Annotated in this window: 18 protein-coding genes; 16 read left to right on the forward strand and 2 right to left on the reverse strand. The window is 42.3% G+C overall.

Going from position 1 to position 24615, the window contains the following annotated elements:
* Window positions 1–94 precede the first annotated feature (94 nt).
* Window positions 95–970 carry a hypothetical protein gene (locus MHH68_RS04695; protein WP_339165779.1) on the forward strand — a complete coding sequence of 292 codons (876 nt, stop codon included), beginning with the start codon at window positions 95–97 and terminating at the stop codon, window positions 968–970.
* 29 nt (window positions 971–999) lie between these two features.
* Here MHH68_RS04695 and MHH68_RS04700 read toward each other — a convergent pair whose 3' ends face one another.
* Window positions 1000–1644, reverse strand: coding sequence for a spore coat protein (locus MHH68_RS04700; RefSeq protein ID WP_058014453.1), 645 nt, complete (start codon window positions 1642–1644; stop codon window positions 1000–1002).
* Between the two features lie 143 nt (window positions 1645–1787).
* Between MHH68_RS04700 and MHH68_RS04705 the strand changes: the two genes are divergently transcribed.
* The 3 genes from MHH68_RS04705 to MHH68_RS04715 all read left to right on the forward strand — a co-directional run bounded on the left by MHH68_RS04705 (window position 1788) and on the right by MHH68_RS04715 (window position 8771).
* On the forward strand, window positions 1788–5168 hold the full coding sequence (locus tag MHH68_RS04705; RefSeq protein WP_144462493.1) for a CheR family methyltransferase: 3381 nt from the start codon (window positions 1788–1790) through the stop codon (window positions 5166–5168).
* An 86-nt stretch (window positions 5169–5254) separates the two neighbouring features.
* Window positions 5255–8158: a 5'-nucleotidase C-terminal domain-containing protein gene (locus tag MHH68_RS04710; protein ID WP_339165353.1), complete on the forward strand. Its 2904-nt coding sequence runs from the start codon at window positions 5255–5257 to the stop codon at window positions 8156–8158.
* A 46-nt stretch (window positions 8159–8204) separates the two neighbouring features.
* Entirely contained in the window at window positions 8205–8771 is a 567-nt protein-coding gene (locus tag MHH68_RS04715; protein WP_058014450.1) for a class D sortase, read from the forward strand.
* A 36-nt stretch (window positions 8772–8807) separates the two neighbouring features.
* Here MHH68_RS04715 and MHH68_RS04720 read toward each other — a convergent pair whose 3' ends face one another.
* Window positions 8808–9716 (reverse strand): RluA family pseudouridine synthase, encoded by a 909-nt coding sequence (locus tag MHH68_RS04720; protein ID WP_268498195.1) that lies wholly within the window; start codon window positions 9714–9716, stop codon window positions 8808–8810.
* A gap of 109 nt (window positions 9717–9825) precedes the next feature.
* Here MHH68_RS04720 and MHH68_RS04725 point away from each other — a divergent pair, with 109 nt between their 5' ends.
* The 12 genes from MHH68_RS04725 (at window position 9826) to MHH68_RS04780 (ending at window position 24490) form a co-directional block, all read left to right on the forward strand.
* On the forward strand, window positions 9826–10176 hold the full coding sequence (locus MHH68_RS04725) for a DUF5365 family protein (RefSeq protein ID WP_034663751.1): 351 nt from the start codon (window positions 9826–9828) through the stop codon (window positions 10174–10176).
* A 310-nt stretch (window positions 10177–10486) separates the two neighbouring features.
* Window positions 10487–11152: an HAD family hydrolase gene (locus MHH68_RS04730; RefSeq protein WP_012009393.1), complete on the forward strand. Its 666-nt coding sequence runs from the start codon at window positions 10487–10489 to the stop codon at window positions 11150–11152.
* A 15-nt stretch (window positions 11153–11167) separates the two neighbouring features.
* Window positions 11168–12706 carry a bifunctional GNAT family N-acetyltransferase/carbon-nitrogen hydrolase family protein gene (locus MHH68_RS04735; RefSeq protein WP_012009394.1) on the forward strand — a complete coding sequence of 513 codons (1539 nt, stop codon included), beginning with the start codon at window positions 11168–11170 and terminating at the stop codon, window positions 12704–12706.
* Between the two features lie 127 nt (window positions 12707–12833).
* Window positions 12834–13250: a VOC family protein gene (locus MHH68_RS04740; protein WP_339165357.1), complete on the forward strand. Its 417-nt coding sequence runs from the start codon at window positions 12834–12836 to the stop codon at window positions 13248–13250.
* Window positions 13251–13337: 87 nt separating this feature from the next.
* Entirely contained in the window at window positions 13338–14255 is a 918-nt protein-coding gene (locus MHH68_RS04745; protein ID WP_058014444.1) for an AEC family transporter, read from the forward strand.
* A gap of 32 nt (window positions 14256–14287) precedes the next feature.
* On the forward strand, window positions 14288–15880 hold the full coding sequence (locus MHH68_RS04750) for a PucR family transcriptional regulator ligand-binding domain-containing protein (protein ID WP_339165359.1): 1593 nt from the start codon (window positions 14288–14290) through the stop codon (window positions 15878–15880).
* Between the two features lie 244 nt (window positions 15881–16124).
* The gene (locus tag MHH68_RS04755; protein ID WP_339165361.1) at window positions 16125–17465 is read left to right on the forward strand and encodes an aspartate aminotransferase family protein; all 1341 of its coding nucleotides are present in this window, start codon (window positions 16125–16127) and stop codon (window positions 17463–17465) included.
* Between the two features lie 183 nt (window positions 17466–17648).
* A complete protein-coding gene (locus MHH68_RS04760) occupies window positions 17649–18206 on the forward strand; it encodes a glycerol-3-phosphate responsive antiterminator (RefSeq protein ID WP_034663739.1) in 558 nt (185 codons plus the stop codon).
* A gap of 213 nt (window positions 18207–18419) precedes the next feature.
* Window positions 18420–19235, forward strand: a complete 816-nt coding sequence (locus MHH68_RS04765) for an MIP/aquaporin family protein (protein ID WP_061407218.1) — start codon at window positions 18420–18422, stop codon at window positions 19233–19235.
* A gap of 15 nt (window positions 19236–19250) precedes the next feature.
* Window positions 19251–20747 carry a glycerol kinase GlpK gene (gene glpK, locus MHH68_RS04770; RefSeq protein ID WP_180309320.1) on the forward strand — a complete coding sequence of 499 codons (1497 nt, stop codon included), beginning with the start codon at window positions 19251–19253 and terminating at the stop codon, window positions 20745–20747.
* A gap of 139 nt (window positions 20748–20886) precedes the next feature.
* A complete protein-coding gene (gene glpD / locus MHH68_RS04775) occupies window positions 20887–22548 on the forward strand; it encodes a glycerol-3-phosphate dehydrogenase (RefSeq protein ID WP_268498191.1) in 1662 nt (553 codons plus the stop codon).
* A gap of 196 nt (window positions 22549–22744) precedes the next feature.
* On the forward strand, window positions 22745–24490 hold the full coding sequence (locus MHH68_RS04780) for a phospho-sugar mutase (protein WP_268498189.1): 1746 nt from the start codon (window positions 22745–22747) through the stop codon (window positions 24488–24490).
* The last annotated feature ends 125 nt before the right edge of the window (window positions 24491–24615 follow it).

Here is a 24615-nt window from a genome sequence, read left to right on the forward strand (position 1 = left end):
ACTGCATAAAGTAAAAAATATATCACCTCTTGTTGATCTTTGTTTCTTCATAGAAAGAGAAAGAGGCTGCAGGATGAATTCAGGTGGGGAGCAAATGAAAGCCAAGTCGTCTTTGATTCATAAAAAGCTTGTAGGCGGAATGATAGCAGCAGGTCTCATTTTTTATGCTTTCACCGCGTACTTGATTTATGTTGCGTTTCAGCTGACAGGACAATATTTAGAGCAGCAGTCTTCTCCTAAAACAATTCTAACGGAGGGACTCAATAAGCAAGTCTATGAACATATTAGAATATACTATGCAGAGGAAGAGGACGCTTTTGTTGATTTGACAATCGAGGCCATGGATCAGGCAAAGAAGAGGACAGCGTCAGTGTTTCAATTTGAAACTGACAAACCTTTAGACATTATTTATTTTGATGATAAAGAGACAATCGAGCAATTTGCCGGGATCAAGCATATTACAGGTTTTTACTCTGATCATGATCAAATGATAGGGCTATATCCAGATAAGCGGGAAGCATTATTGAAGAAAGAGACACTCCCTTTATACTTTTTCAACACGTTATTGATTCATGAATATGCTCACTTTGTTTTCTATGAAAAAGTTCATTCTTACGAAGTGTCTCCGGTGATCTTTCCCCTTTGGTTCCATGAGGGGACTGCAGAATGGACGGCCTATGATGTGTTAAATGCTACGTCTGAGCGGTTCGACGTCATTCCCTTTCAGTCTCTTCATTCCGATCAAGATTGGCAGGACTCCCGGATGACGTATGAGACAGATGTTTATGTGCAAAGCTACTATATGATTTATGAGCTCGTGCAGCTTTATGGACGAGATGTCATACATGAGATTATGGAGGAAACGGCGAAGACTGGCCGTTTTGATAGAGGTTTTGAACAAGCGACAGGACAGCGGCTCGCAGATTTTGAAGATCAGTTTAACAAGATATATCAAATAAAAAACGGCTGACCTGAGGATATAGGCCGGCCGTTTTTTATTTAATGAAGCGGTTTTTGCTGATTGGCTTTGTTTGGCGGCATTTGAACTTGGCCCTTCATTGGGGCAAATGTAGACGTCATCGCCTGCATATCTTGAGCTGTAAGCTGCGGAACTTGATAATAGCTATGTTTATTTTGATATAAGAAAATTTCATACGCCATTTCAATAAAGTTCGGAATTTGCGCTGCAAGCACACGTCGCACCACAGGGTTTGTTACCTCTAGTGCAGTCATTGAAAGTAATCCAGCATGTGATTTCACGAGACCTAGCATATGCCCTGTAATTCCCGTGTCTTTTACATCCTGTAACGATTGATTTGGCTTCTTAGGCTGAGATGGTTTTATTCCGTATGTCACCTGTGTTTGTTCTTTCATCATATACGTAGATGTTTCTTCACTAGGCTTTTGACCAGTAGAAAAACAATCTACTGTGACATTATACTGTGACAATACAAATTGATATTGTCGATCTAAAATGTCGGATAATGCGGGATCTTGGATGAATTGGCGAAAGATCATGTATTGATCCAAAATATTAATGGTCCCTGCTAATACTTCATGTAAATCAAATAACTCATGCCCGCCATGATTGAATTGGGGCTGCTGGACATTTCCTTGAACGTTTGTCTGCTGATCGTTTTGCATAGAGATTCCTCCTATTGTTTATACATTCTGTTTTAATGTGAGGATGTTTTCCTTCTTTCATGCAAAAACATTATTTACAATTAGAGGGTTTTCTTCCTTTTTGTCGAAAAAAAGTATCAGACGAATGAACATGGGGGTACCAGATGCAGGACAAAATCATTAATCGTTTGATAGAAGACGAACATGTGCAGACACCAGTGATTGGCATCGGTGTTTCGCCGTTTGAACAGCATCATCTTGAGGCTTTTTTTCAATCATTTCCACATGAATTAAATGCCTCTTTTATTGTTGTGCAAAATCATGTGACAGGCGATTGTATAACTGATTTGGAAGCACTTGTTTTACCGATTGGCTACCGGGCAAAAACGATTAAACATGGTGAGAAAGTCATGAAGAAGACGATTTATTTTTGTCCACAGCATGCGGTGGTGACGTTAACAGAAGATCAGCGGCTACACCTATCAGACCAGCTGCCGGCGTGCATGGCTTGCTCTGTGGACTTGCTTTTTCAGTCTCTTGCCAGCGTTCAAAAGGAGGAGGCTTATGCGATTTTCTTTCAAAAAGGTCATTGCGTGGGAAGTGGCTTGCTTCAGTTGGTTGAGCAGGGCGGTACAGCTTTATCGTGCAGTGAGGAAGAAAGTGGTTTTGACACCTTGTATCAACAAACATTCAAGGATCCTACCACCCTTGCGGCATATATCTCCAATATCATGAATGTTCCGCACATCGATGAGGCAGATCCTGTTTTACTGAGAATTATTGAACGACTTGAAATGTATAAAGGCATTGCCTTTTCAACCTATGAAAGGAAAAGGCTGCTATCTGTCATTCAAAAACGAATGAAGGTTGCAAAAAAACGGATTTCATTATTATCAGAGTACGACAACTTATTAGAAAGAGAACCAGATGAGCTTGACCTTCTGCACGTACAGCTTCTAAGCGGTATGACATCTTTTTTTAGAGATATGGAGGCTTTTCATGTATGTGAACATCAGATCATTCCGTCGATCATTGAAAATGCGGTGAAAAACGGGAAATCTCGATGCCGTATTTGGATTGCTGGATGTTCGACAGGAGAGGAAGCCTATTCTTTTACGATCTTATTTTTAGAAGAAATGAAGCGAAGACAAGTGACCATTGAACTTCAAGTATTTGCAACAGATATCAACCGGAAAGCCATTCAAACAGCTAGTAAAGGTCTTTACTCAGTAGAGTCTATGGCAAGGATGCCGGAAAAATGGCGGGCGCGATATTTCGAAAGGAAAGGTGACGCTTTTATTGTGAAGCAGTCGCTTAGAAAACATATTGTCTTTGCACCTCACAATTTATTGATCGATTCACCTTTTATCCACCTCGATTTTATCAGTTGCCGAAATGTTCTGATGTACTTCCAGCCTGAAGTGCAAAAACGAGTATTGTCCCGATTCCAATATGCTTTAAAAGACCAAGGGATGTTGATATTAGGGCCAAATGAAACTGTACCCAATATCCCTCGTTTGTTTCATTTGTTCAATGAAAAATGGAACATTTACACTCATTCAAACGTTTCAAAACCACATGTCCCTTGGACACCAGACGCTCGTGATATCGAGTTGAAAGCGCGAGCCGAACAATATATGCAAGAAGTAAGCAAGGATTATGATGCATGTATGGTCATCAACGATAGTGACAAAATCCTGGCAGTATCAAAGGGTGCGTATTCTTTTTTAGATCATACAGAAGTGTCAGATCAATCATGTGAATATGTGACACCTGATTATATGAAAGAGATGCTCAGTCAAACCTTTCAAAAGGTGTGGACAGACGAGACAGAGGTTGTGTTTCAACATGTTCTCATTTCGGAAAAAGGCAGAAAGCAGTATGCAGATTTTACCGTGAAAAGTTTTGACCGCCGTTTTAAGGGAGTTTACGTCATTCTCATTCGAATGAATGAGAGAGGGAAAAATCAAAAGAACGGCAGGGACATAGGGATGTCAGATCAGAATTCAGTCTACCAACAGCGTATTGTCGATTTGGAAAATGAACTCAATGAAGTCAAACAAAAGGAGCAGGAGGCAAGGGCTCAATTAAAAGCAAAACACACGCAATTAGAGGAGTTTGAGAAAAAACACGAGCATTATATAAATATCATAAACAATTTAAGGGTGACGAGAGAAGAACTGTACAGACCCTCTGTCAAGCCGGAGCTGGCAACGCTGTTTGTGGACAGGGACATGAATATACACTATTACACTCCTACAGCTGCCTCTTTATTTACTTCTGCGAAAATCAGACATCAACAATCCTTTCAGTCGATGGCTAAAAAGCTTACGCAGGAAACGCTCTATCATGATATCCAATCCGTCATATCGAATAGGCGCGCGATCGAACGTGAAATTGAAACGAACGAAGGCGAGCAATTCACTGTTCACATCACACCCATCTACGATGAAGAACATGAAGGCGCGGTGATGACTTGGATTAAAATGACTGAAGTAACGAAAATCAAGCAGTCGCTTCATCTAGCGGTAACGGCACTTGATAACAGCCATATTCATATTGTTGTGGCAACTGAGGAAGGAGTCATCCAATGCGTGAACCAGCGTTTCTGTCAGTTTGTCCAGCAACATGAATATGACCTGATCGGCAAAGATATTTTTTCTGTCTATCATTCACTATGTCAATGTGATGATTTAGAGAAGCAATGGAAGGTTTGTTTAAGAGAGGGCAGTTGGACAGGTGAGCTGTACTTTCAAGATTTATCTGGACGTGAACGATGGGAGAGAGTCTCTTTACATCGAATTGATGACCCTGACAAAATGCAGTCAACCGTCATGCGGATTTCAGAGGATATCACCAATCAAAAGCAGTCAGAGAAGATGCTGATGAAATCAGAGATGCTGTCAGCAGTAGGGCAGCTTGCAGCAGGCATCGCTCATGAGATACGGAACCCGCTGACCTCATTAAAAGGATTTTTACAGCTGATGATTCAAAGTAAGAAGTATCAGAAAGATTATGCAGATGTGATGATGTCAGAGTTTAATCGGCTCGAGTCGATTATTAATGAATTCCTCGTTCTTTCTAGAAGCAAATCGGTGAAATTTGAACCAGTACATGTCAATCTTCTGCTCGAAGAAGTGATCATGGTCGTTGAATCTCAGGCGGTCTTAAAAGGCGTGTCCATTCAGAAAAAGCTGTCTCCGTCGCTCCCTAACATTCAAGGCATTCCGAATGAACTAAAACAAGTCTTCCTAAACATCCTTAAAAATGGAATAGAAGCGATGGATGGTGTGACAGGCGTCATCAAGGTGGCCTCTCTCATGAAAGATCAGCAAATGATGCTGATCTTTGAAGACCAAGGAAAGGGAATACCAGAGGACGAAATAGGGAAACTCGGTGAACCATTTTATACAACAAAAGAAAAGGGGACAGGCCTTGGTTTAATGATGACCATTAAAATCATCGAAAGCCATGGCGGCACCATTCGTTTTGAAAGCAAAAGCTTTGAGGGGACACGAGTGATTATTACCTTTCCGATGAGTTAAAAAAGACAAGTTTTACATGAAATCCATTCAACATCAATATTTACTTTGTACACTATGAGAGATGAAGCGCAAAGGGGAGAGGTCTAATGAGACGAATGCTATCTATTCGAATGATTTGTTGTTTGGTTTTGGTGATCTTTAGTTTGCAATCCTTATTGCCTGGCATGTCCGCAGGGAGCGAGGTCAATGCATCTGAAAAGAAAGAAATGGTGTGGAAACAAAAAAAGATTGTGCAGATCAAAAAAGCCCGTCAGCTCATAGTAGAGACTGTGACGGTGAGCGGAATTGTGACAGCAGATCAATCAGCTGTTGGCAATGGGAAACTGTCCACATACATTCAAGACAAATCAGCTGGAATCAATGTTTATTCAGCGCAGCCCAATCACTTCCCGGAACTAAAAGCAGGGATGAAGGTGACAGTGACTGGTAAAATCACGTCTTATAAAGGACTGATTGAAATTGTGCCAGATCAAGGCAGTCTGAAGATAGATGCTGTGAAGCAAACCTTGCCAAAGGCGAAGCGAGTGTCTGTGAAGCAGCTAGAAACGGAACAAGCCGGTAAACATGAAGGAAGACTAGTAAAGCTCAAAGGCTATGTAGAGGCAAAACCAGCGCAGCCGGCTGGTGGTGGATACAATGTGGTGATCATTGATAAAAAATATCACAGCACCACTCTGAGAGTGATGGTCGATACGAATGCGATTGATAAAGTAAAGACAGGGAAATGGTACGAGTTTACAGGGGTGTTAAGCAGGTATGATACGCTGCAGGTGCTTCCAAGACATAAGGATGATATCAACCTGCTGAAACGCCAGCCAAAGCCGCCAAAGATGAAGAAAGAATACAAAGCAACGGTTGACCGTGTGGTGGATGGAGATACGATTCATCTAAAGAAGCCCGTTTTAGGTACAACAAAGGTGCGCTTTGTGAATATGGACACGCCTGAAACGTATCATCAGCCAAAAAGCGAATTAGACAAAAACCAATTGCGTTTTGGACAGCAAGCAACTGACTATTTAAAAACACTGCTTTCGAGTGGTGACCAGGTCACATTAAAGATTGGTCCTGAAGCAAAGGATAACTATGGACGTCTTTTAGCTCAAGTGAAAACCAAAAAAGGGTTAAATACAAATCTAGAGCTTGTGAAAAAAGGATATGCTCCTACTTATTTCATCTGGCCAGTAGGAGATGAAAAGGAGTATCATACGTATCAAAAAGCAGTAAAAGAAGCAAAGGAAAAAGGACTGGGCATATGGAACGAAGCGGACCCTCTCTTGGAACAGCCGTTTGAATTTAGAGCACGTGAACAGAAAAAAGGACTGACACGCTATGTTGGTGACTCATCTGTCAAAACCTACGTGTCCCCTGACAAATGGAAAGAAATCGATGTGGACAAACGGATCTTTTTTGCTTCCAAAGAAGAAGCAGAACAGGCTGGTTATCAGCCTGTAAAGGATGCGGACGACGTACCATTAACGATTTTAAGTATGAATGATTTACACGGTAAAATTGATCAAGAATACGAGCTGGATCTAAAAGGTGATGGCAATAAAGGCATGTATGGACGAATGGATTATGTCGCGGCCTATATGAAGCAAAAACAAGCAGCGCACAAAAATACGATTACGGTCCATGCCGGAGATATGATTGGCGGGAGCTCTCCAATATCTTCTCTTCTACAAGATGAACCAACCGTTGAACTCATGGAGAACATTGGATTTGATGTGGGCACGGTCGGCAACCATGAATTCGATGAAGGGGTAGACGAGCTATTGCGTATCTTAAATGGCGGAGATCATCCTAAAGGCACAAAGGGGTATGATGGACAGAACTTTCCGCTCGTTTGTGCGAACTGTGAATACAAGGATACTGGCAAACCGCTTTTACCAGCTTATGAAATCATCGATGTCGATGGAATCCCAGTCGCATTTATCGGCGTTGTGACCAAGTCAGCCGCAGGAATGGTCATGCCAGAAGGGATTAAAGACATTCAGTTTACAGATGAAGTCAAAGCCGTGAATGAAGCCACGAAGGAATTAAAACAAAAAGGAATTAAAGCCATAGCGGTTTTAGCTCATATGACAGCCTCTCAAAATGGAGATACAATCACTGGAGAGAGTGCAAAGCTTGCCAAAGAAGGTGATGATGAAATTGACGTCATCTTTGCAGGGCATAATCACGAAGTGGTCAATGGAGAGGTCAATGGAAAATTAATTGTGCAAGCCTTTGAATATGGAAAGGCGATTGGCGAAGTCAATGTGACACTTGACCGTAAAACGAAGGATATCGTCAAAAAGAGTGCGAAAATCCAGTATATAGATCAAGCAGGTATAGAAAAGGACAAGGAAGCAGCAGACATCTTGGCACATTACGGGAAAGAAGTGGAGCCGATAATTAGTGAGGTTGTTGGAGAAGCCGGGGTCAAAATGGAAGGCGGCTATTCAAATGATGGAGACACGCCGCTCGGTAATTTGATTGCGGATGGTATGAGATATTCAATGAAAAGTGACTTTGCCATGATGAATGGAGGCGGCATTAGGCAAAACCTTGAAAAAGGGCCGATAACGTGGGGAGATCTCTTTAATATTCAGCCATTTGGCAACGTTTTAGTCAAACTAGAGATCAAGGGAAAAGACTTAGTAGAGATCATAGAAGCACAAATTTCTCCACAATTTGGACCAGATTATAGCATTTCAGGCTTTTCATATTCCTATGATCCGGTAACATATAAAGTAGTCGACTTGAAGCTGCCAGACGGTTCAGCTGTAGCTCTTGATCAAACGTATACACTCACTGTGAATAACTTCATGGCAACTGCAACTGGCAGTAAATATGCACCAATAGGCAGGCTGGGGCAAAACCCTGAAACAGGCCCAGAAGACTTAGAAGCGACTGTCGATTTTGTGAAAAGCTTTGAGGGAGCTTCCATTGTGTATCAAAAAGAGGGACGAATTCAAAAAGCAAAACAAGAAGAAAAAGCAGCAAGCTAAAGAGCGTATCATCTAAGAGAAATGGAACAAGCAAAGGAGTTTAAGCATGAAAAAGTGGCTTGCACTGACTGTGATGACAGCTGGGATTGTGCTTCTCGGCTGGGGAATTTGGCAAATCGCATCGACTCATCTTCAAACAGCCCAATCATTAGACGAAGCGAAGAAGGTCGTGGCGGACGATCAAGGGATGTCCAAGAAGCAGTTTGCTCCTGAAATGGGGAAAGCCTCTGGCATCCTGACGATTCCAAAATTAAAAGCAGACCTTCCCATTGTCGAAGGGACGGATGCCGATGACCTTGCGAAGGGAGTAGGACACTACAAAGACAGTTATTATCCGGATCAAAATGGACAAATCGTCCTTTCTGGCCATCGTGACACGGTGTTTCGCCGGACAGGCGAACTGGATATTGGAGATCAACTGAAAATCACTGTGCCGTATGGTGAATTTATATATGAAATCACACATACAAAAATTGTCGATCAGCATGATACATCCATCATTACATTGCAGAATGAAAAGGAAGAGCTCATATTAACCACATGCTATCCTTTTCATTTCGTCGGCAATGCGCCAGAGCGGTATATTATTTATGCAAAAAGAGTGTCTGAATAAAGAAAAAGAGCCTGCGTATGAAAGCAGGCTCTTTTGTTAATGGATGATTTGACTCATGAGCTGGTCCATATCAGGTGGTAGAGGTGCTTCTATGATTAGATGCTCGCCTGTAAAAGGATGTTTCATGTCTACTTGCTTGGCGTGAAGAGCACACCTGTTGATGTATTCACGAACTCCGTCATATAATGTATCCCCAACTAGTGGATGCCCGATACTGCTCAGGTGAACACGAATTTGATGCGTTCTACCCGTCTCTAATTGAAGTTTAACCGCTGTTAGTTGCAGACGTTTATTTATGTCCATGACCTGAAAATGAGTCACAGCTTTTTGCCCTGTAGGGGAGATTCTTCGTTTGACTGCATGGTGTTTGTCACGGCCGATCGCTGCATCGATGGTGCCTTTCTTCTTTTTGAAAAGTCCCTCTGCGATGGCGATGTATGTACGTTTGATTGTTTTTTTAGAAAGCATTTGATCAAGAGCCGCATGGGCTAATCTATGCTTTGCAAATATGACGGTGCCGCTCGTGTCTTGATCAAGTCTGTGGATATGTCTTACCCGCTTTTCTTCTCCATTTGCTTGAAAATGGAACGCCACAAGATTTGCCAGTGTGCCTGTTTGTCCTTGTTCATTCGGATGAGTGGGTCGTCCGGCAGGTTTTTGCACAATTAATAAATGCTCGTCTTCGAAGAGTACCTCTAATTCACCGTATTCCGGTGTCACATCACTTTCTTCTGTTTCAAATAAATCAATGATGATCTGGTCGCCTTGACTGACTTTAGCCGCGTGATGGGCAGGCTTTTGATTTAAACGGACTTTTTGATGCTCCATCCAAAAATGAATAATTGGTTTTGATGCAGATACGGCCGTCTTTAAAAAATGACTGAGTGATGTGTGATGATACTGCTCGTCTACTTTGAGTGAGAGCGTGTGTCCTTTTATGATCATGATATCCGTTCCTCTCTATGGGTATATATAGGAAACACTTACCTTGGCGAACGCCTTTTTTTCTGTGCTATTCTGAATGGAGAAATAACGACAGAGAGGTAGATGTCACGTGAGATTAATGAAAGCTGCTACAGACCTGCAAGAGCAGGCAATTGAAGAAATATCAAAGGATGTTGAAGATCTTCTTTCTCATGCTGTCAATGGACAGCAGCGGGATATGCGTCAAAAAGATCGCTCCCTTACCTTTATTGATGGCGTATATAACGGGACGATGGATGATGCTTTTCGTATTTTATCGGGACTTCAGCTATTACATACCATTATTGTAAAACCGAAACGTCATATCACCAAACGTGATCGTGAGTTATTCGAGCGAAACCGTGAGCAGGTCAATGCCTGCGGCTTTTCTTTTCCGTTTGATCTAGACGATTTTGCCAGTCGTCACCTTCAAAATGCGTAAAAGATGGTGTGAACTTCCTTGTTAACTTACAAGGCCCTCGCACATACTATTTTTAAGGGAACGGAGAAACCTTTAAGATCTGTAATACCAAACCCGCTCTTTTTCAACATTGCCTATTTCTCCACGAATCGGAGCGCTTGGATCTCTTGCAGAATAAACCGAACACGGGTAGGAGCCTGACAAAATGGTGCAGGCTCCTTTTATACATAATCATTTTAGCAGACATTCATCTTTGAAAGTCAATTTTATTCACGATATGATAGCATGGAGTATATGTTTAAGACTTTTGTAAAAAAAAGGAGTGGCCTCGTTGGTAAAGGCGATTATATTTGATTTTGACGGATTAATTTTAGATACAGAAACACATGAATATGAGGTTTTACAAGAAATGTTTGCGGAGCACGAGTCAGATCTGCCTCTTTCTGTATGGGGCAAGGTCATTGGCACGCAGGCAGGCTTTAAGCCATTTGAATATTTGGAAAAGCAGCTAGGGAAGACGCTGGATCATGAGACACTCACAGCAGATCGGCGTTCTCGTTTTCAACAAAGAATGAAGGACGAATCAGCAAGACCTGGCGTAGAAGCTTATTTAGAAGCAGCAAAGGAGCTGGGGATTAAGATTGGACTTGCTTCCAGCTCAGACTATAAATGGGTGTCTGATCACCTGAAGCAGATTGGTCTTTTCGACTACTTTGAATGTATCCGCACGTCAGATGATGTGGAAGAAGTGAAACCAAATCCAGAGCTCTATTTGCAAACCGCACGCTGCTTAGGGGTAGAACCAAAAGATTGCGTGGCATTTGAGGATTCTGTAAATGGATCAGTAGCTGCCAAACGCGCAGGCATGAAATGTGTCATCGTCCCAAACAAAGTGACGAGCACGCTGCAATTTGAAGAATATGATGTCAGATTAGAATCCATGGCTGAAATCGAATTGCTCCAGCTATTCCATCAGCTTGAAAAAGAGGATCAGTAAGGGGGCAAATACATCATGGCAGAAAAACTAGACTTAACGCGATTTGAAAAAAGAATGGTGATCCGTAATATCCGGGAAGAGGATATTGACCGAATCATTGCCTTGCAAGAGGTATGCTTTCCTGGCATGGATCCTTGGAAACGAGAGCATCTTGAAAGCCATCTTGAGCATTTCCCAGAAGGGCAGTTTTGTGCTGAATTCGAGGGGGAAATTATTGGCTCTTGTTCAAGTTTATTAATTAACTTTGATGAATACGATGATCGCCACACGTGGCAGGACATTACAGATGATGGGTACATCACAAACCATAATCCTGATGGAATGAATATGTACGGAATCGAAGTCATGGTGAGTCCTGAATACCGACGAATGAAAATTGGACATCGTTTGTATGAAGCAAGAAAAGACTTGGCAAGAAGATTAAATTTAAAAAGCATCATCATTGGCGGGCGCATTCCGAACTATCATAAATACCAAGAGGAAATGACGCCTCGCCAGTATGTCGAGCAGGTCATGCTTCACCAAATTTATGATCCTGTTTTATCTTTTCAGCTGTTAAATGAATTTAGTCTCATGCGGATCAATCCGAATTACTTGCCAGATGATAAAGCATCCAGCACATATGCGACGTTAATGGAATGGAACAATGTCGATTATCGCCCGCAATCGAAAAGGTATTATAAATCGGCGTTCCCTGTTCGAATTTGTGTAATTCAATATGCAATGAAACAAATTCATTCCTTTGAAGAATTTATGAACCAGGTCGAGTATTATGTGGATGTCGCATCAGATGCATCAGCTGACTTTGCCGTATTCCCAGAAATTTTCACGACGCAGCTCATGTCTTATTTAGAAGAGCGGTCACCAAGTCTTGCCGTGCAGCGGATCACGGAATATACAGAGGACTACATCAATTTGTTCACAGACCTTTCTGTGAAATATAACATTAATATCATCGGTGGTTCCCACTTTGTAGAAGAGGAAGGGAAAATCTACAATATTGCCTATTTATTTAGACGTGATGGAACGATTGAAAAACAATATAAGCTTCACATCACGCCAAATGAAAGAAAATGGTGGGGGATTTCAGCAGGTGACCAAGTCCGGGTATTTGATACGGATTGCGGCAAAATTGCGATCCAAATTTGCTACGATATAGAATTTCCTGAGCTTGCACGGATCGCAGCGGACAAAGGAGCGAAAATTATTTTCACTCCGTTCTGTACAGAAGACCGCCAAGGCTATTTAAGAGTACGTTACTGTGCACAGGCGAGAGCAGTTGAAAACCAGATTTATACCGTTATCTCTGGAACAGTTGGCAACCTTCCGCAAACCGAAAATATGGATGTTCAATATGCACAATCGGCTATATTTGCCCCATCAGACTTTGAATTTGCAAGAGATGGGATTGTAGGAGAGTGTAATCCAAACATTGAGATGGTCGTCGTAGGTGATGTCGATTTAGAAATTTTAAGAAGACAAAGACAAGATGGGACTGTACGTCAACTGAAAGACCGAAGAAGAGATGTGTACCATATTGAATATAAGAAATAATGAAGGAAGCGCCTATCGTTGAGGCGCTTCTTTTTGATGACATCAGATTTTTTCAATTGACAAAGGGATGCTGGAGAAAAAGCTGAATATACTTAAAGGAGATTATGTGTTCAAGAAGGAGAGGAACATGAGGCGACAATCTAAACATTTGTATATCAATTTGCCGGTAAATCATGTGAAGGAATCTATCGCTTTCTTTGAGCGGCTGGGTTTTGAATTTGAGCAGCAGTTCACGAATGATCAGGCGGCCTGTTTGGTCATTGATGACACGATCACCGTCATGCTGTTATCTCTTAGGCATTTTCAATCTATTTCAGAGAAACAATTAGTGGATGCAAAAAAAGCATCAGAGGTGATTATCTCTATGCGCGTTCATTCACGGGAAGAGGTCGATGAGCTTGTCGAGCAGGCAATGGCGGCAGGCGGTTCACCGTTTAAGGAGAAGCAGGATCATGAGTTCATGTATGGATGGAGCTTTCAGGATCTAGATGGTCATTTGTGGGAAGTGTTTTATATGGATGAGGAAAGAAGCGGCCTTTCATAGGGGTGCTTCTTTTTTATTGTTTATCAGTGGTATGATAATGAGGAGCAGAAGGAATCTGGAATTCAACTAGAGAAAAGTAGGTGCAGCATGGAGTTTTTACTTGTCTTACTGCCAGTGTTCGGCATATTCCTGATCGGGTATATCGGGCAGAAGGCGATTGGTTTTGACATACATACGCTCTCATCAATGTCTTTATATTTAATGTCACCATTTCTTGCGTTTGAAACCTTTTATCAAAACAAAGTGTCGATGGACTATGTGTATTTATCCATTTTTGTTGTCGGGCTTTGTCTTGCACTTATTTTATTTGTTTTTATTTTATCTCGTATTTATGGGTATTCGAATGAAACGTATTGCGCCATGATTCTGTCGTCAGCCTTTATGAACAATGGAAATTATGGCACGCCCGTTGTGCTACTTGTCTTCGGAGCAGCAGGATTGGATATTGCGATCGTGTTGATGGTGCTGCAGCAGCTTGTCATGAGTACAATCGGCATGTATTATGCAGCAAAGGGCGGAGAGGATGCAGGAGATGGAAAGGTCGTCTTGAAAAAAGTGCTGCGTATGCCAGTTGCTTACGGGGCGCTCATCGGTCTATTATTTCAGCTGATTGACCTTTCATTACCTAAAGAGCTGATGACGGGTATTCAGCTTGTGGGGAATGCTGCCATACCGACGATTATGCTTATTTTAGGCATGCAGCTTGCCGTGATCTCTTTTAAGCAAGTGGATTATCGCAATATTTCTTATGCTGTATTGCTGAAGCTGTTTATCTCCCCACTCATCGCATTTGGCTTTACGCTTATTTTACCGGTAGATGATATGGTGAAACAAATTATGATTTTAGTGGCAGCGATGCCGACAGCAGCAAATACCACGCTGATGGCTGTACAATTTCGAACGAAGCCTGAGTTTGTCTCAAGCACGACATTTCTCAGTACAATCTTAAGTATCGTGACATTACCAGTTTTATTATGGATTTTATCCATGCACCCTCTGGGATAGGGGATAGGCGGCAAACAAAGGGGGACATATGAATGAATGTAGATGTTCATTTCCAAGTGAGTGACGTGTTGAAAACGAAGCATTTTGCGCATGCAAAAGTGTTAGCAGGGGAAAAAGGATTGTTTCGGCAGGTCAAATGGATACATGTGTTAGAAGTTCCTGATGTAGAGGATTTATTAAATGGCGGCGAGCTTATATTAACAACAGCCGCAGGCTTCCATGATCAACTGGATGTGTTTCAAGCGTTTTTACGACAGTTGATTGATTCAGGGGCGGCCGGCTTGTGTATTGAATTTGTCCCGCTAAGATTCGAAGTGCCAGAAGAATTACTGACTTATGCAGAAGAGAGAGATTTTCCGCTTATTCTGTTTACAAAAGAAGTGAAGTTCGTCAACATCACGCAACATCTTCATACGATGATGATCGAGCGTCAGTATCAAATGATGGCTGATTTAGAAGCATTGTCATCAAAGCTAAATGAGCTTTTGCTGACTCCGCATCCGCAGATGGATATTTTGGATCAAGTGTATCAGCATGTAAGGGGGATTCTTTTACTCCTCCCTGTTCAGGGCGAGCCGATTATTTTATGCGATTCTTCCAAACAAACGGAAGAACTGGTCATGAATTATTTGCAGTTTGCTTCCGTGCCAAAAGGATACGAAGTGACACAAAAACAAGTGCTTGCACTCAAACAAACATTTGCAGATCTTGTGCTCATTCATCAAGCAGACACGCTCTCTGAATTTGAACTGCTTGTGATGGATAAAGGAGCGAATGCTCTAGCCCAGCAAACATTAAGAGAGCTTTATACAGAAGAACTGAAAAAGACAAAAGAAAATGAATGGCTGCAAAAATGGTTTCAAGAAGAGCATACAGAACAAGAGATTATAGAGCACCTTGAAGAAACAGAAGGGGTGAAAAAGCCAACTGGCTGCGTCGTCTTGCTCTTTCAAAAGCATCATCAAATTGAAGAAATCGCAGGGAATCTTTACTTTCTTGTCTCTTGCCGCTCTATTTTTCAGCGTGCTGGTTTCCATCTGATTGCATATGAGCATCAAGAACAAACCTTGTTTATTTTACTAAACACGAGAAAGAAAGAGGACTGGAAAGAGCGTGCGGAAAAGGCTGCAAACGACATCAAACAATTGTATAATCGGGAGCAGCCCCGAGGGGCCGAGATCAATTTTGGTATCGGTCAATATTGTGAAAAATTTCAGCACATGAGAAAAAGCTTTCAAGCAGCCAAAGAATTGCTGCATTTAAAAAAAGTGATGCCTCAGCGGGTGGAAAGCCCATTTTACCAAGATCTACATATGCTCCGTCTCATGCCTATGATGAAGGAAAGCGGTCTGCTTGAATGTATGGTGAAAGAGTATTTAGAGCCCGTGATTGTATACGATAATCAAAATAGCGGGAGACTCTATCAAACGCTGAATATCTTTTTACAAACAAACGGTTCTAAAAAAGAAACCGCAAGCCAGCTTTATATTGTCAGGCAAACTCTTTATCATAGACTGGATAAACTGCATGCCTTGCTCGGTGAGGATATGATGAAGGCGCCAAAACGACAGGCGCTTGAATTTGCGATTCTTGCTCATGAATTCCTGCAAGGAAATAAACGTTAGCGATTTTGCCAAGGCATTAAGAAAAGTGTCTTATGATGGTGTTCAATCAGTTGACGATCTGTCTAATGTAATCGGCCTGACCCCTTTCTTATAATGAAAGTATCGATTGGTTCTCTTTTACAGGCGTTCTAGTGCCAGTTTCATAAGCCTCACGTTTCATCCATATAATGAATGGAGCGGCAATGTGCTGCTGAACTGGTCTAAGCTTCTTTAATGATGAAAACGGATACATGGGGGCGGGAAGATGAAAATACATGAGCAGGCTCAAAATCTTCAGGCGAAAGATGATCAGTTGATTTGGCATCATATGAAAGGGACAAACAAGGAAAATGAAAGTATGGTCATTCACGAGGCAGAAGGTGCTTGGGTGACAGATATTCATGGGAATCGCTATTTAGACGGAATGTCAGGCCTTTGGTGTGTAAATGCCGGATATGGCCGGAAAGAGCTTGCAGAAGCGGCGTATAAGCAATTAAAGACAATGCCTTACTATCCGCTTACACAAAGCCACGTGCCGGCGATTCAGCTGGCTGAAAAGCTAAATGAGTGGCTTGGCGGAGATTATGTCATCTTCTTTTCTAACAGCGGTTCTGAAGCCAACGAAGCTGCATTTAAAATGGCTAAACAATACCATGCGCAAAAAGGAGAGAGTACTAGGACAAAGTTTATCTCCCGGTATCGGTCGTATCACGGCAATACAGCAGCAGCTCTTGCCGCAACCGGTCAAGCGCAGCGTAAATATAAATATGAACCATTAGGTCAAGGCTTTATTCATGTCGCACCGCCTGATATGTATCGTCATCCTGAGGATCAAGAGAATCTGGCAAGTGCTGCGGCAATAGATCAGGCCATGACGTGGGAACTAAGTGAGACGATAGCTGGGGTCATTATGGAGCCGATCATTACGGGCGGAGGTATCCTAATGCCGCCAAAAGGGTATTTGAAGAAGGTCAAAGATATCTGTGAAGCCCATGGAGCGCTTCTCATTGTAGATGAAGTCATCTGCGGATTTGGACGGACAGGGAAGCGGTTTGGTTTTATGCATGAGGAAGTAAAGCCGGATATTATCACCATGGCAAAAGGGATCACAAGCGGTTATTTACCACTTTCTGCAACGTGCGTGAAACGAGAAATCTATGAAGCCTATGCAGGAGAAGATACGTATGACAGGCTGCGCCATGTGAATACATTTGGCGGTCACCCTGCTTCCTGTGCGGTGGCACTTGCGAACCTAGAGATTATGGAAAACGAGCAATTAGTGGAACGGTCCGATGCGCTCGGCCGGGATATGCTTGAACGTTTGCAAGAGTTAAAAGAACACCCATTTGTCGGAGATGTCAGAGGAAAAGGGTTGCTGTTTGGCATTGAGCTTGTTCAGGAGCAACAATCCAAAAAACCAGCTGAACCACATGTCGTCGGCCAATTGATTGCTGAATGTAAAAAACGCGGGCTGATCATCGGGAAAAATGGGGATACAGTGGCCGGCTATAATAACGTTGCCCAGCTTGCACCGCCGCTTAATATAACAGATGATGACGCCTCATTTATCATCAATACCTTAAAAGAAAGCATGGCACAGCTATAGCAGAGAGACTTCTCTGCTTTTTTTTATTGAATAAAAGTTTGCTTTTCATCATTTTGAGCTAGTTCTAGGAAGGTGATGTGAGATGAAAGCGGTATTGGGCACACTACGTGTATTGAAAAATAGAAGAGTTTCTATTACTGTTAGGAGAAGACTGATCCAATACACTTTTGAAGGAGACGGCTTATGAGTTTTCATGATCAACCCATTTTACCTGCTGTGCGCAATATGAAGCAATTTGAGGAATTTTTAAAAAGTCCATTTACATATGGTGTTTTACTTGATGTTCATTTAGGCCGGCTTAAGGGCATCATGAATGAGGCAAATGCTCATCACAAAAAAATGTTTGTCCATGTTGATCTCATTCACGGGATTAAACATGATGAGTATGGAACAGAATTTATTTGTCAGGAAATGAAGCCAGCAGGAATTATTTCTACTAGGTCTTCTGTCATAGTAAAAGCCAAGCAAAAAAAGGTATATGCCATTCAGCGAATGTTTTTACTGGATACAAGTGCCATGGAAAAAAGCATGGAGTTCGTTGGGAAACATCGTCCAGATTTTATTGAAGTATTGCCGGGCGTCGTGCCAGATTTAATTACAGAAGTGCGCGAGCGAGCTGGGATCCCGATTTTTGCAGGCGGATTTATCCGTACAAAAGAAGATGTAGAAAGAGCGCTTGAAGCAGGGGCTACAGCTGTGACGACCTCAAATACCACCCTTTGGAAAGCGTTCCAAAAGTAAAAAGATAAAATGTGAATATTTATTGACAACGTTTTCATCCTCTGATACTATAGCACTAAGTTAATATCATGTGATGGAGAAATGGAGATCCACAACAACGCTTTACTAGGTGACAAATGACCCTAATGTAAAGTATGTTTGTTGTGGATCTTTTTCTTTATCTTTTCTACACATTCATAGGGGATGGCAACTGAACCAGAGGAGGAATTTTTCATGACACCATTTTGGGGAGAAGTCGTAGGTACAATGCTGCTCATTATTTTTGGAGGCGGTGTGTGTGCGGCAGTTAATTTAAAGAAATCACTCGCATATCAATCCGGCTGGATTGTAATCGCTTTCGGATGGGGATTTGCAGTAGCCATTGCAGCATATGCAACTGGTGGAATCAGCGGAGCGCATTTAAACCCCGCACTCACAATTGGGCTTGCGCTAGAAGGAAGTTTTCCTTGGGCTGATGTTCCAATGTATATTGTTGGTCAAATGCTTGGCGCATTAATAGGGGCTACTATTGTCTTTTTACATTACTTACCGCACTGGAAAGCAACAGATGATCCAGGTGCAAAACTAGGTGTATTTTCAACTGGTCCTGCGATTCCGCATACTTTTGCAAACGTACTTAGTGAAGTCATCGGTACATTTGTATTAGTTCTTGGAATCTTAGCGATTGGTGCAAATAAATTTGCAGACGGAGTCAATCCGCTGATTGTTGGTTTCTTAATTGTTGCAATTGGTCTTTCTTTAGGTGGAACAACTGGTTATGCAATTAACCCTGCACGTGATTTAGGTCCGAGAATCGCACATGCGATCTTGCCGATTCCAGGAAAAGGTCCATCGAATTGGAAGTATGCTTGGGTGCCAGTCGTTGGTCCAATTTTAGGCGGGGCATTTGGCGGTGTTTTCTACAATGCAGCCTTTAAAGCGAACGTCACTCCAGCCTTTTGGATTGTAAGCGTTATTTTAGTTGTGGTATTGTTAGGACTCTATGTCACTACGAAAAACCAAACAAATGCTGTAAATGAAAGTATGTAAGGGGAGGAAAACATCATGACAAAAGAAAAATATATTCTTGCATTAGATCAAGGGACAACAAGCACAAGAGCGATCTTATTTGATCAAGAAGGCAAAATTGCACATACAACTCAGAAGGAATTTAATCAATACTTTCCGAACCCAGGCTGGGTAGAACACAATGCAAATGAAATTTGGAGCTCTGTTCTATCGGTCATTTCAACTGCTTTAATTGAATCAGGAATTGAAGCAGACCAAATCGCTGGTATCGGAATTACGAACCAGCGTGAGACAGCGGTTGTTTGGGATAAACATACAGGCGCACCTATTTACAATGCCATTGTTTGGCAGTCAAGACAAACGTCTGGCATTTGTGAAGAGTTAAAAGAACAAGGACACAATGAAACGTTTAGAAATAAAACAGGTCTTCTCATTGATGCTTATTTCTCAGGTACAAAGGTAAAATGGATCTTAGACAATGTAGAAGGTGCCCGTGAGAAAGCAGAAAATGGTGACTTACTGTTTGGCACAATTGATACTTGGCTGATTTGGAAGATGACAGGCGGTAAATCACACGTCACAGATTACTCCAATGCGTCCAGAACATTAATGTTCAACATTTACGATTTGAAATGGGATGAAGAATTACTTGATATCCTTGGCGTACCGGCTTCTATGCTTCCAGAGGTGAAACCATCTTCACACATTTATGGTGAAACAACAGACTATCACTTCTTTGGCAGAAATATTCCGATTGCAGGAGCGGCGGGAGATCAGCAGGCTGCTTTATTCGGTCAGGCTTGCTTTGAAGAAGGAATGGCGAAGAACACATATGGTACAGGATGTTTCATGTTGATGAATACAGGGGAAAAAGCCATTAAGTCGGATCATGGTTTATTAACGACGATTGCATGGGGCATTGACGGCAAAGTTGAATATGCTTTAGAAGGAAGTATTTTCGTTGCTGGCTCAGCGATTCAATGGCTGCGTGATGGACTCAGAATGTTTAAAGACTCGAAAGACAGCGAAGCTTATGCAGAGCGCGTTGAGTCAACAGATGGCGTATACGTCGTTCCGGCATTCGTTGGTCTAGGCACACCATACTGGGATAGTGATGTCAGAGGCGCTGTGTTTGGGTTAACACGCGGTACTTCAAAAGAGCACTTTGTCCGTGCAACGTTAGAATCACTTGCTTATCAAACGAAAGATGTGTTAGATGCGATGGAAAAGGATTCAAACATTTCATTAAAAACATTGCGTGTTGATGGCGGAGCTGTAAAGAATGATTTCTTAATGGGCTTCCAAAGTGATTTACTGGATGTGCCTGTAGAGCGTCCAGAAATTAATGAAACGACGGCACTCGGTGCGGCCTATCTTGCGGGAATAGCAGTTGGCTTCTGGAACGACCGTTCAGACATTGCAAAACAATGGAACCTTGACAAGCGCTTTGATCCTAAGATGGAAGAAGACAGCCGTGACTCGTTATACAGCGGGTGGAAAAAGGCTGTAAAAGCAGCTCAAGCTTTCAAATAAACCAAAAGTATGGTATACTTCAAGTAAGTTAATAGAACGGTTGGAGAACTGGAGAGACCGCAGGCACCGAAGTGTAGAAATACGCTTTGGGTGTTTGCGGTCTCTTTTTCTTTACCGTACAACATGGGAGGAACAAGAGATGACTTTTTCTAGCTTAGAAAGAGAACAAATGCTGCAGGAAATGACAAAAAAACCATATGATGTGTTTATCATTGGTGGGGGTATAACAGGCGCGGGTACAGCACTTGACGCGGCTTCACGAGGAATGCGTGTCGGTCTTGCAGAAATGCAGGATTTCGCAGCAGGTACGTCTAGCCGCTCAACGAAACTAGTGCACGGTGGACTTCGTTATTTAAAACAATTTGAAGTGAAAATGGTCGCAGAGGTCGGTAAAGAGCGTGCCATTGTATATGAAAATGGTCCTCATGTGACAACACCAGAATGGATGCTTCTTCCGATGCATAAAGGCGGCACATTCGGTAAGTTTTCAACATCCATTGGGCTTAGAGTGTATGACTTTTTAGCTGGCGTCAAGCATAGTGAACGCAGAAGCATGCTAAGTGCGAAGGAAACACTTGCAAAAGAACCGCTTGTGAAAAAGGACGGTTTAAAAGGCGGCGGCTACTATGTTGAATACCGTACAGACGATGCACGCCTTACAATCGAAGTCATGAAAGAGGCTGTGAAATTCGGAGCAGAAGCGGTCAACTATGCGAAAGTAAAAGAATTTATTTATGATAAAGGCAAAGTGGTCGGTGTTGTCATTGAAGATGTCATGACGCAGAAAACCTACGATGTATATGCGAAGAAAATCGTCAATGCGACAGGTCCGTGGGTCGATCAGCTAAGAGACAAGGATCACTCAAAAGAAGGGAAGCACTTACAGCATACAAAAGGGATTCACTTAGTATTCGACCAATCAGTCTTCCCATTAAAACAAGCGATCTACTTTGACACACCTGATAAACGGATGGTCTTTGCGATTCCAAGAGAAGGCAAAACGTACGTTGGTACAACAGATACAGTGTACAAAAAGCAGCTGGAACATCCGCGTATGACAAAAGCAGATCGTGATTATGTCATCAAAGCGATTCAATACATGTTCCCTGATCTCAATATTACAGAAAAAGATGTAGAATCTAACTGGGCTGGTCTTCGTCCACTTATTCATGAAGAGGGCAAAGACCCTTCAGAAATTTCTCGTAAGGATGAAGTGTGGACATCATCTTCAGGCTTAATCACCATTGCTGGCGGTAAATTAACAGGCTACCGCAAAATGGCTGAGCACATTGTGAATCTTGTACGTGATGGACTAAAAGAAGAAACAGGCAAAGACTTTGGACCATGTAAAACAAAGCATATGCCAATTTCAGGCGGTCATGTAGGCGGATCAAAAAATATGGCTGCCTTTGTCCAAGCGAAAACAGCAGAAGGAGCATCTGTTGGTCTAACAGAACCAGTTGCTCAAAAACTTGCCGAAAAATATGGCTCAAATGTCAGCAGTCTTTTCAAACGTGTAGAGCAGCTTCAAGGTGAAGCAGACAAACGAAACATTCCAGCGTATGTACTCGCAGAGCTTGTCTATGCAATCGAAGAAGAATTAGCTGTTACCCCTGTCGATTTCTTCTTAAGAAGAACAGGAAGTCTATTATTTAATATCAACTGGGCAAAAAAATATGCACAGCCTGTCGTTGATTATATGGCAGAGCGTTTTGGCTGGGATGAAGAAGTCAAACAGAAGCATCAAACAGAATTAGATCAACTATTCCATGAAGCAGTTGTACCGCTTGATGCTGAATAAAAGAAAAGCCGCTAAGGGCTAAAATCAAGTATATTTTAGCCCTTTGTCAACAATCTGAAGCCGATCAAGTATCGGCTTTTTTTATTTGTTCATCATTTTCTTCATCTCCCAACGATATAGCATGACATAAAGGTTGATTCCATATAAAATAACAGGAGAGGTTATTTTATTGATGATAAGAGCTGGGAGGACGACCATGAGTTGGAAGAGGAATTATGAGCGATGGATCAATGAGAAGCACCTGGATACTGAGCTAAGGGAATGGCTGGAGGCACATCAAGATGATCAACAAGCACTTGAAGACTGTTTCTACAAAAACCTTGAGTTCGGCACTGGAGGAATGCGCGGGGAGATTGGTGCTGGCACGAACCGAATGAATGTGTACACGGTTCGTAAAGCATCTGCAGGCCTTGCTGCGTATATTGCGAAACATGGAGAGGATGCAAAAAGAAGAGGCGTCGCCATTGCATATGATTCACGCCATAAATCGCCTGAATTTGCGATGGAAGCAGCCAAAACTCTTGCTTCACAGGGCATCCAAACATACGTATTTGACGAACTGCGTCCAACACCAGAGCTCTCCTTTGCTGTTCGAGAGCTGAATGCATTTGCTGGGATTGTCGTAACAGCAAGTCACAATCCACCAGAATATAATGGCTATAAAGTATATGGAGAAGACGGCGGACAGCTGCCACCATTTCAGGCAGATCAAGTCATTCAAGAAGTAGATGCAATAGAAAATGAACTGTCGATTTCAGTTGATTCAGAAGAAACGTTAAAACAACAAGGGCTGATCAAGATGATCGGAGCAGAAATCGATCATGCTTATATTGAAAAATTAAAAACGATCAGTGTCCACCCTGAGCTGGCAGGTGAGGTCGATGTTAAAGTCGTTTTCACACCGCTTCATGGTACGGCCAACCAGCCTGTCCGAAAAGGACTTCAAGCTTTAGGCTATCAGCATGTAACCGTTGTGCCTGAACAGGAAAGACCAGATCCGCAATTTTCAACAGTGACATCACCAAACCCAGAAGAGCATGCAGCATTTGAGTATGCCATCAAGCTTGGCGAAAAGCAGAATGCCGATATCCTCATTGCAACAGACCCAGATGCGGATAGGTTAGGTATTGCGGTCAGAGATCATGATGGAGAGTTTACCGTCTTAACAGGCAACCAAACAGGAGCCCTATTGCTCCATTATTTATTGTCTGAAAAACAAAAGCTTGGTCAGCTGCCGCCTCGTCCTGTTGTGATGAAAACGATTGTCACAAGTGAGCTCGGGCGTGCTGTTGCTTCCGCATTTGGTGCCCATACGATGGACACACTGACCGGCTTTAAGTTTATCGGAGAAAAAATCAGGCAATTTGAAGAGAGTGGAGAATACACATTTCAATTCGGGTACGAAGAAAGCTATGGCTATTTGATCGGCGACTTTGCCCGAGATAAAGATGCGGTGCAAGCAGCGCTGTTAGCTGTCGAAGTTGCTGCTTTCTATAAAAAACAAGGCAAGTCCTTGTACGATGCGCTTGTTGATATTTTCAAGGAGTTTGGATTTTACCGGGAAGGGTTAAAGTCGTTAACCTTAAAAGGAAAAGAAGGCGCAGAGCAAATTTCAGCGATCCTTCATACCTTTAGAACAAATCCGCCAGCTGCTATTGCGGGTCAGCGCATCACTGTCATCGAGGATTACCAATCAAGTCAAAGACACCTCGTTTCCGAAAAGAAAGAAGAAACCATTCATCTGCCAGCATCAAACGTGCTGAAGTATTTTCTTGAGGATGGCTCGTGGTTCTGTTTAAGACCTTCCGGCACTGAGCCTAAAGTGAAATTTTATATGGCTGTCAAAGGTACATCGTTAACAGATAGCGAAGAAAAGCTGAAGCATTTGTCAGAAGAAGTGATGAAAGTCGTTTATGAAATCGTGGAAGAAACAGCTAAATAAACAAACAAGGCCATCGTGAATGCATGATGGCTTTTTCTCCATCAAAAGGATGAGAAAAAATCATCCTTTTAGAGAAAGAACCGGCAGAATGCTCATGATATAATGAGCGTAATGAAAAGAGAAGG

It is taken from the genome of Bacillus sp. FSL K6-2841 (assembly GCF_037976435.1).
Lineage (GTDB): Bacteria > Bacillota > Bacilli > Bacillales > Bacillaceae > Bacillus > Bacillus pumilus.

What these genes read in the sequence shown, in the direction of transcription:
- MHH68_RS04715 (WP_058014450.1), top strand. Translation starts at nt 8,205, where the DNA reads ATGAAAAAGTGGCTTGCACTGACTGTGATGACAGCTGGGATTGTGCTT.
- glpK (WP_180309320.1), top strand. Translation starts at nt 19,251, where the DNA reads ATGACAAAAGAAAAATATATTCTTGCATTAGATCAAGGGACAACAAGC.
- MHH68_RS04710 (WP_339165353.1), top strand. Translation starts at nt 5,255, where the DNA reads ATGAGACGAATGCTATCTATTCGAATGATTTGTTGTTTGGTTTTGGTG.
- MHH68_RS04750 (WP_339165359.1), top strand. Translation starts at nt 14,288, where the DNA reads ATGAATGTAGATGTTCATTTCCAAGTGAGTGACGTGTTGAAAACGAAG.
- MHH68_RS04780 (WP_268498189.1), top strand. Translation starts at nt 22,745, where the DNA reads ATGAGTTGGAAGAGGAATTATGAGCGATGGATCAATGAGAAGCACCTG.
- MHH68_RS04735 (WP_012009394.1), top strand. Translation starts at nt 11,168, where the DNA reads ATGGCAGAAAAACTAGACTTAACGCGATTTGAAAAAAGAATGGTGATC.
- MHH68_RS04705 (WP_144462493.1), top strand. Translation starts at nt 1,788, where the DNA reads ATGCAGGACAAAATCATTAATCGTTTGATAGAAGACGAACATGTGCAG.
- MHH68_RS04760 (WP_034663739.1), top strand. Translation starts at nt 17,649, where the DNA reads ATGAGTTTTCATGATCAACCCATTTTACCTGCTGTGCGCAATATGAAG.
- MHH68_RS04720 (WP_268498195.1), bottom strand. Translation starts at nt 9,716, where the DNA reads ATGATCATAAAAGGACACACGCTCTCACTCAAAGTAGACGAGCAGTAT.
- MHH68_RS04700 (WP_058014453.1), bottom strand. Translation starts at nt 1,644, where the DNA reads ATGCAAAACGATCAGCAGACAAACGTTCAAGGAAATGTCCAGCAGCCC.
- glpD (WP_268498191.1), top strand. Translation starts at nt 20,887, where the DNA reads ATGACTTTTTCTAGCTTAGAAAGAGAACAAATGCTGCAGGAAATGACA.
- MHH68_RS04745 (WP_058014444.1), top strand. Translation starts at nt 13,338, where the DNA reads ATGGAGTTTTTACTTGTCTTACTGCCAGTGTTCGGCATATTCCTGATC.
- MHH68_RS04695 (WP_339165779.1), top strand. Translation starts at nt 95, where the DNA reads ATGAAAGCCAAGTCGTCTTTGATTCATAAAAAGCTTGTAGGCGGAATG.
- MHH68_RS04755 (WP_339165361.1), top strand. Translation starts at nt 16,125, where the DNA reads ATGAAAATACATGAGCAGGCTCAAAATCTTCAGGCGAAAGATGATCAG.
- MHH68_RS04765 (WP_061407218.1), top strand. Translation starts at nt 18,420, where the DNA reads ATGACACCATTTTGGGGAGAAGTCGTAGGTACAATGCTGCTCATTATT.
- MHH68_RS04740 (WP_339165357.1), top strand. Translation starts at nt 12,834, where the DNA reads ATGAGGCGACAATCTAAACATTTGTATATCAATTTGCCGGTAAATCAT.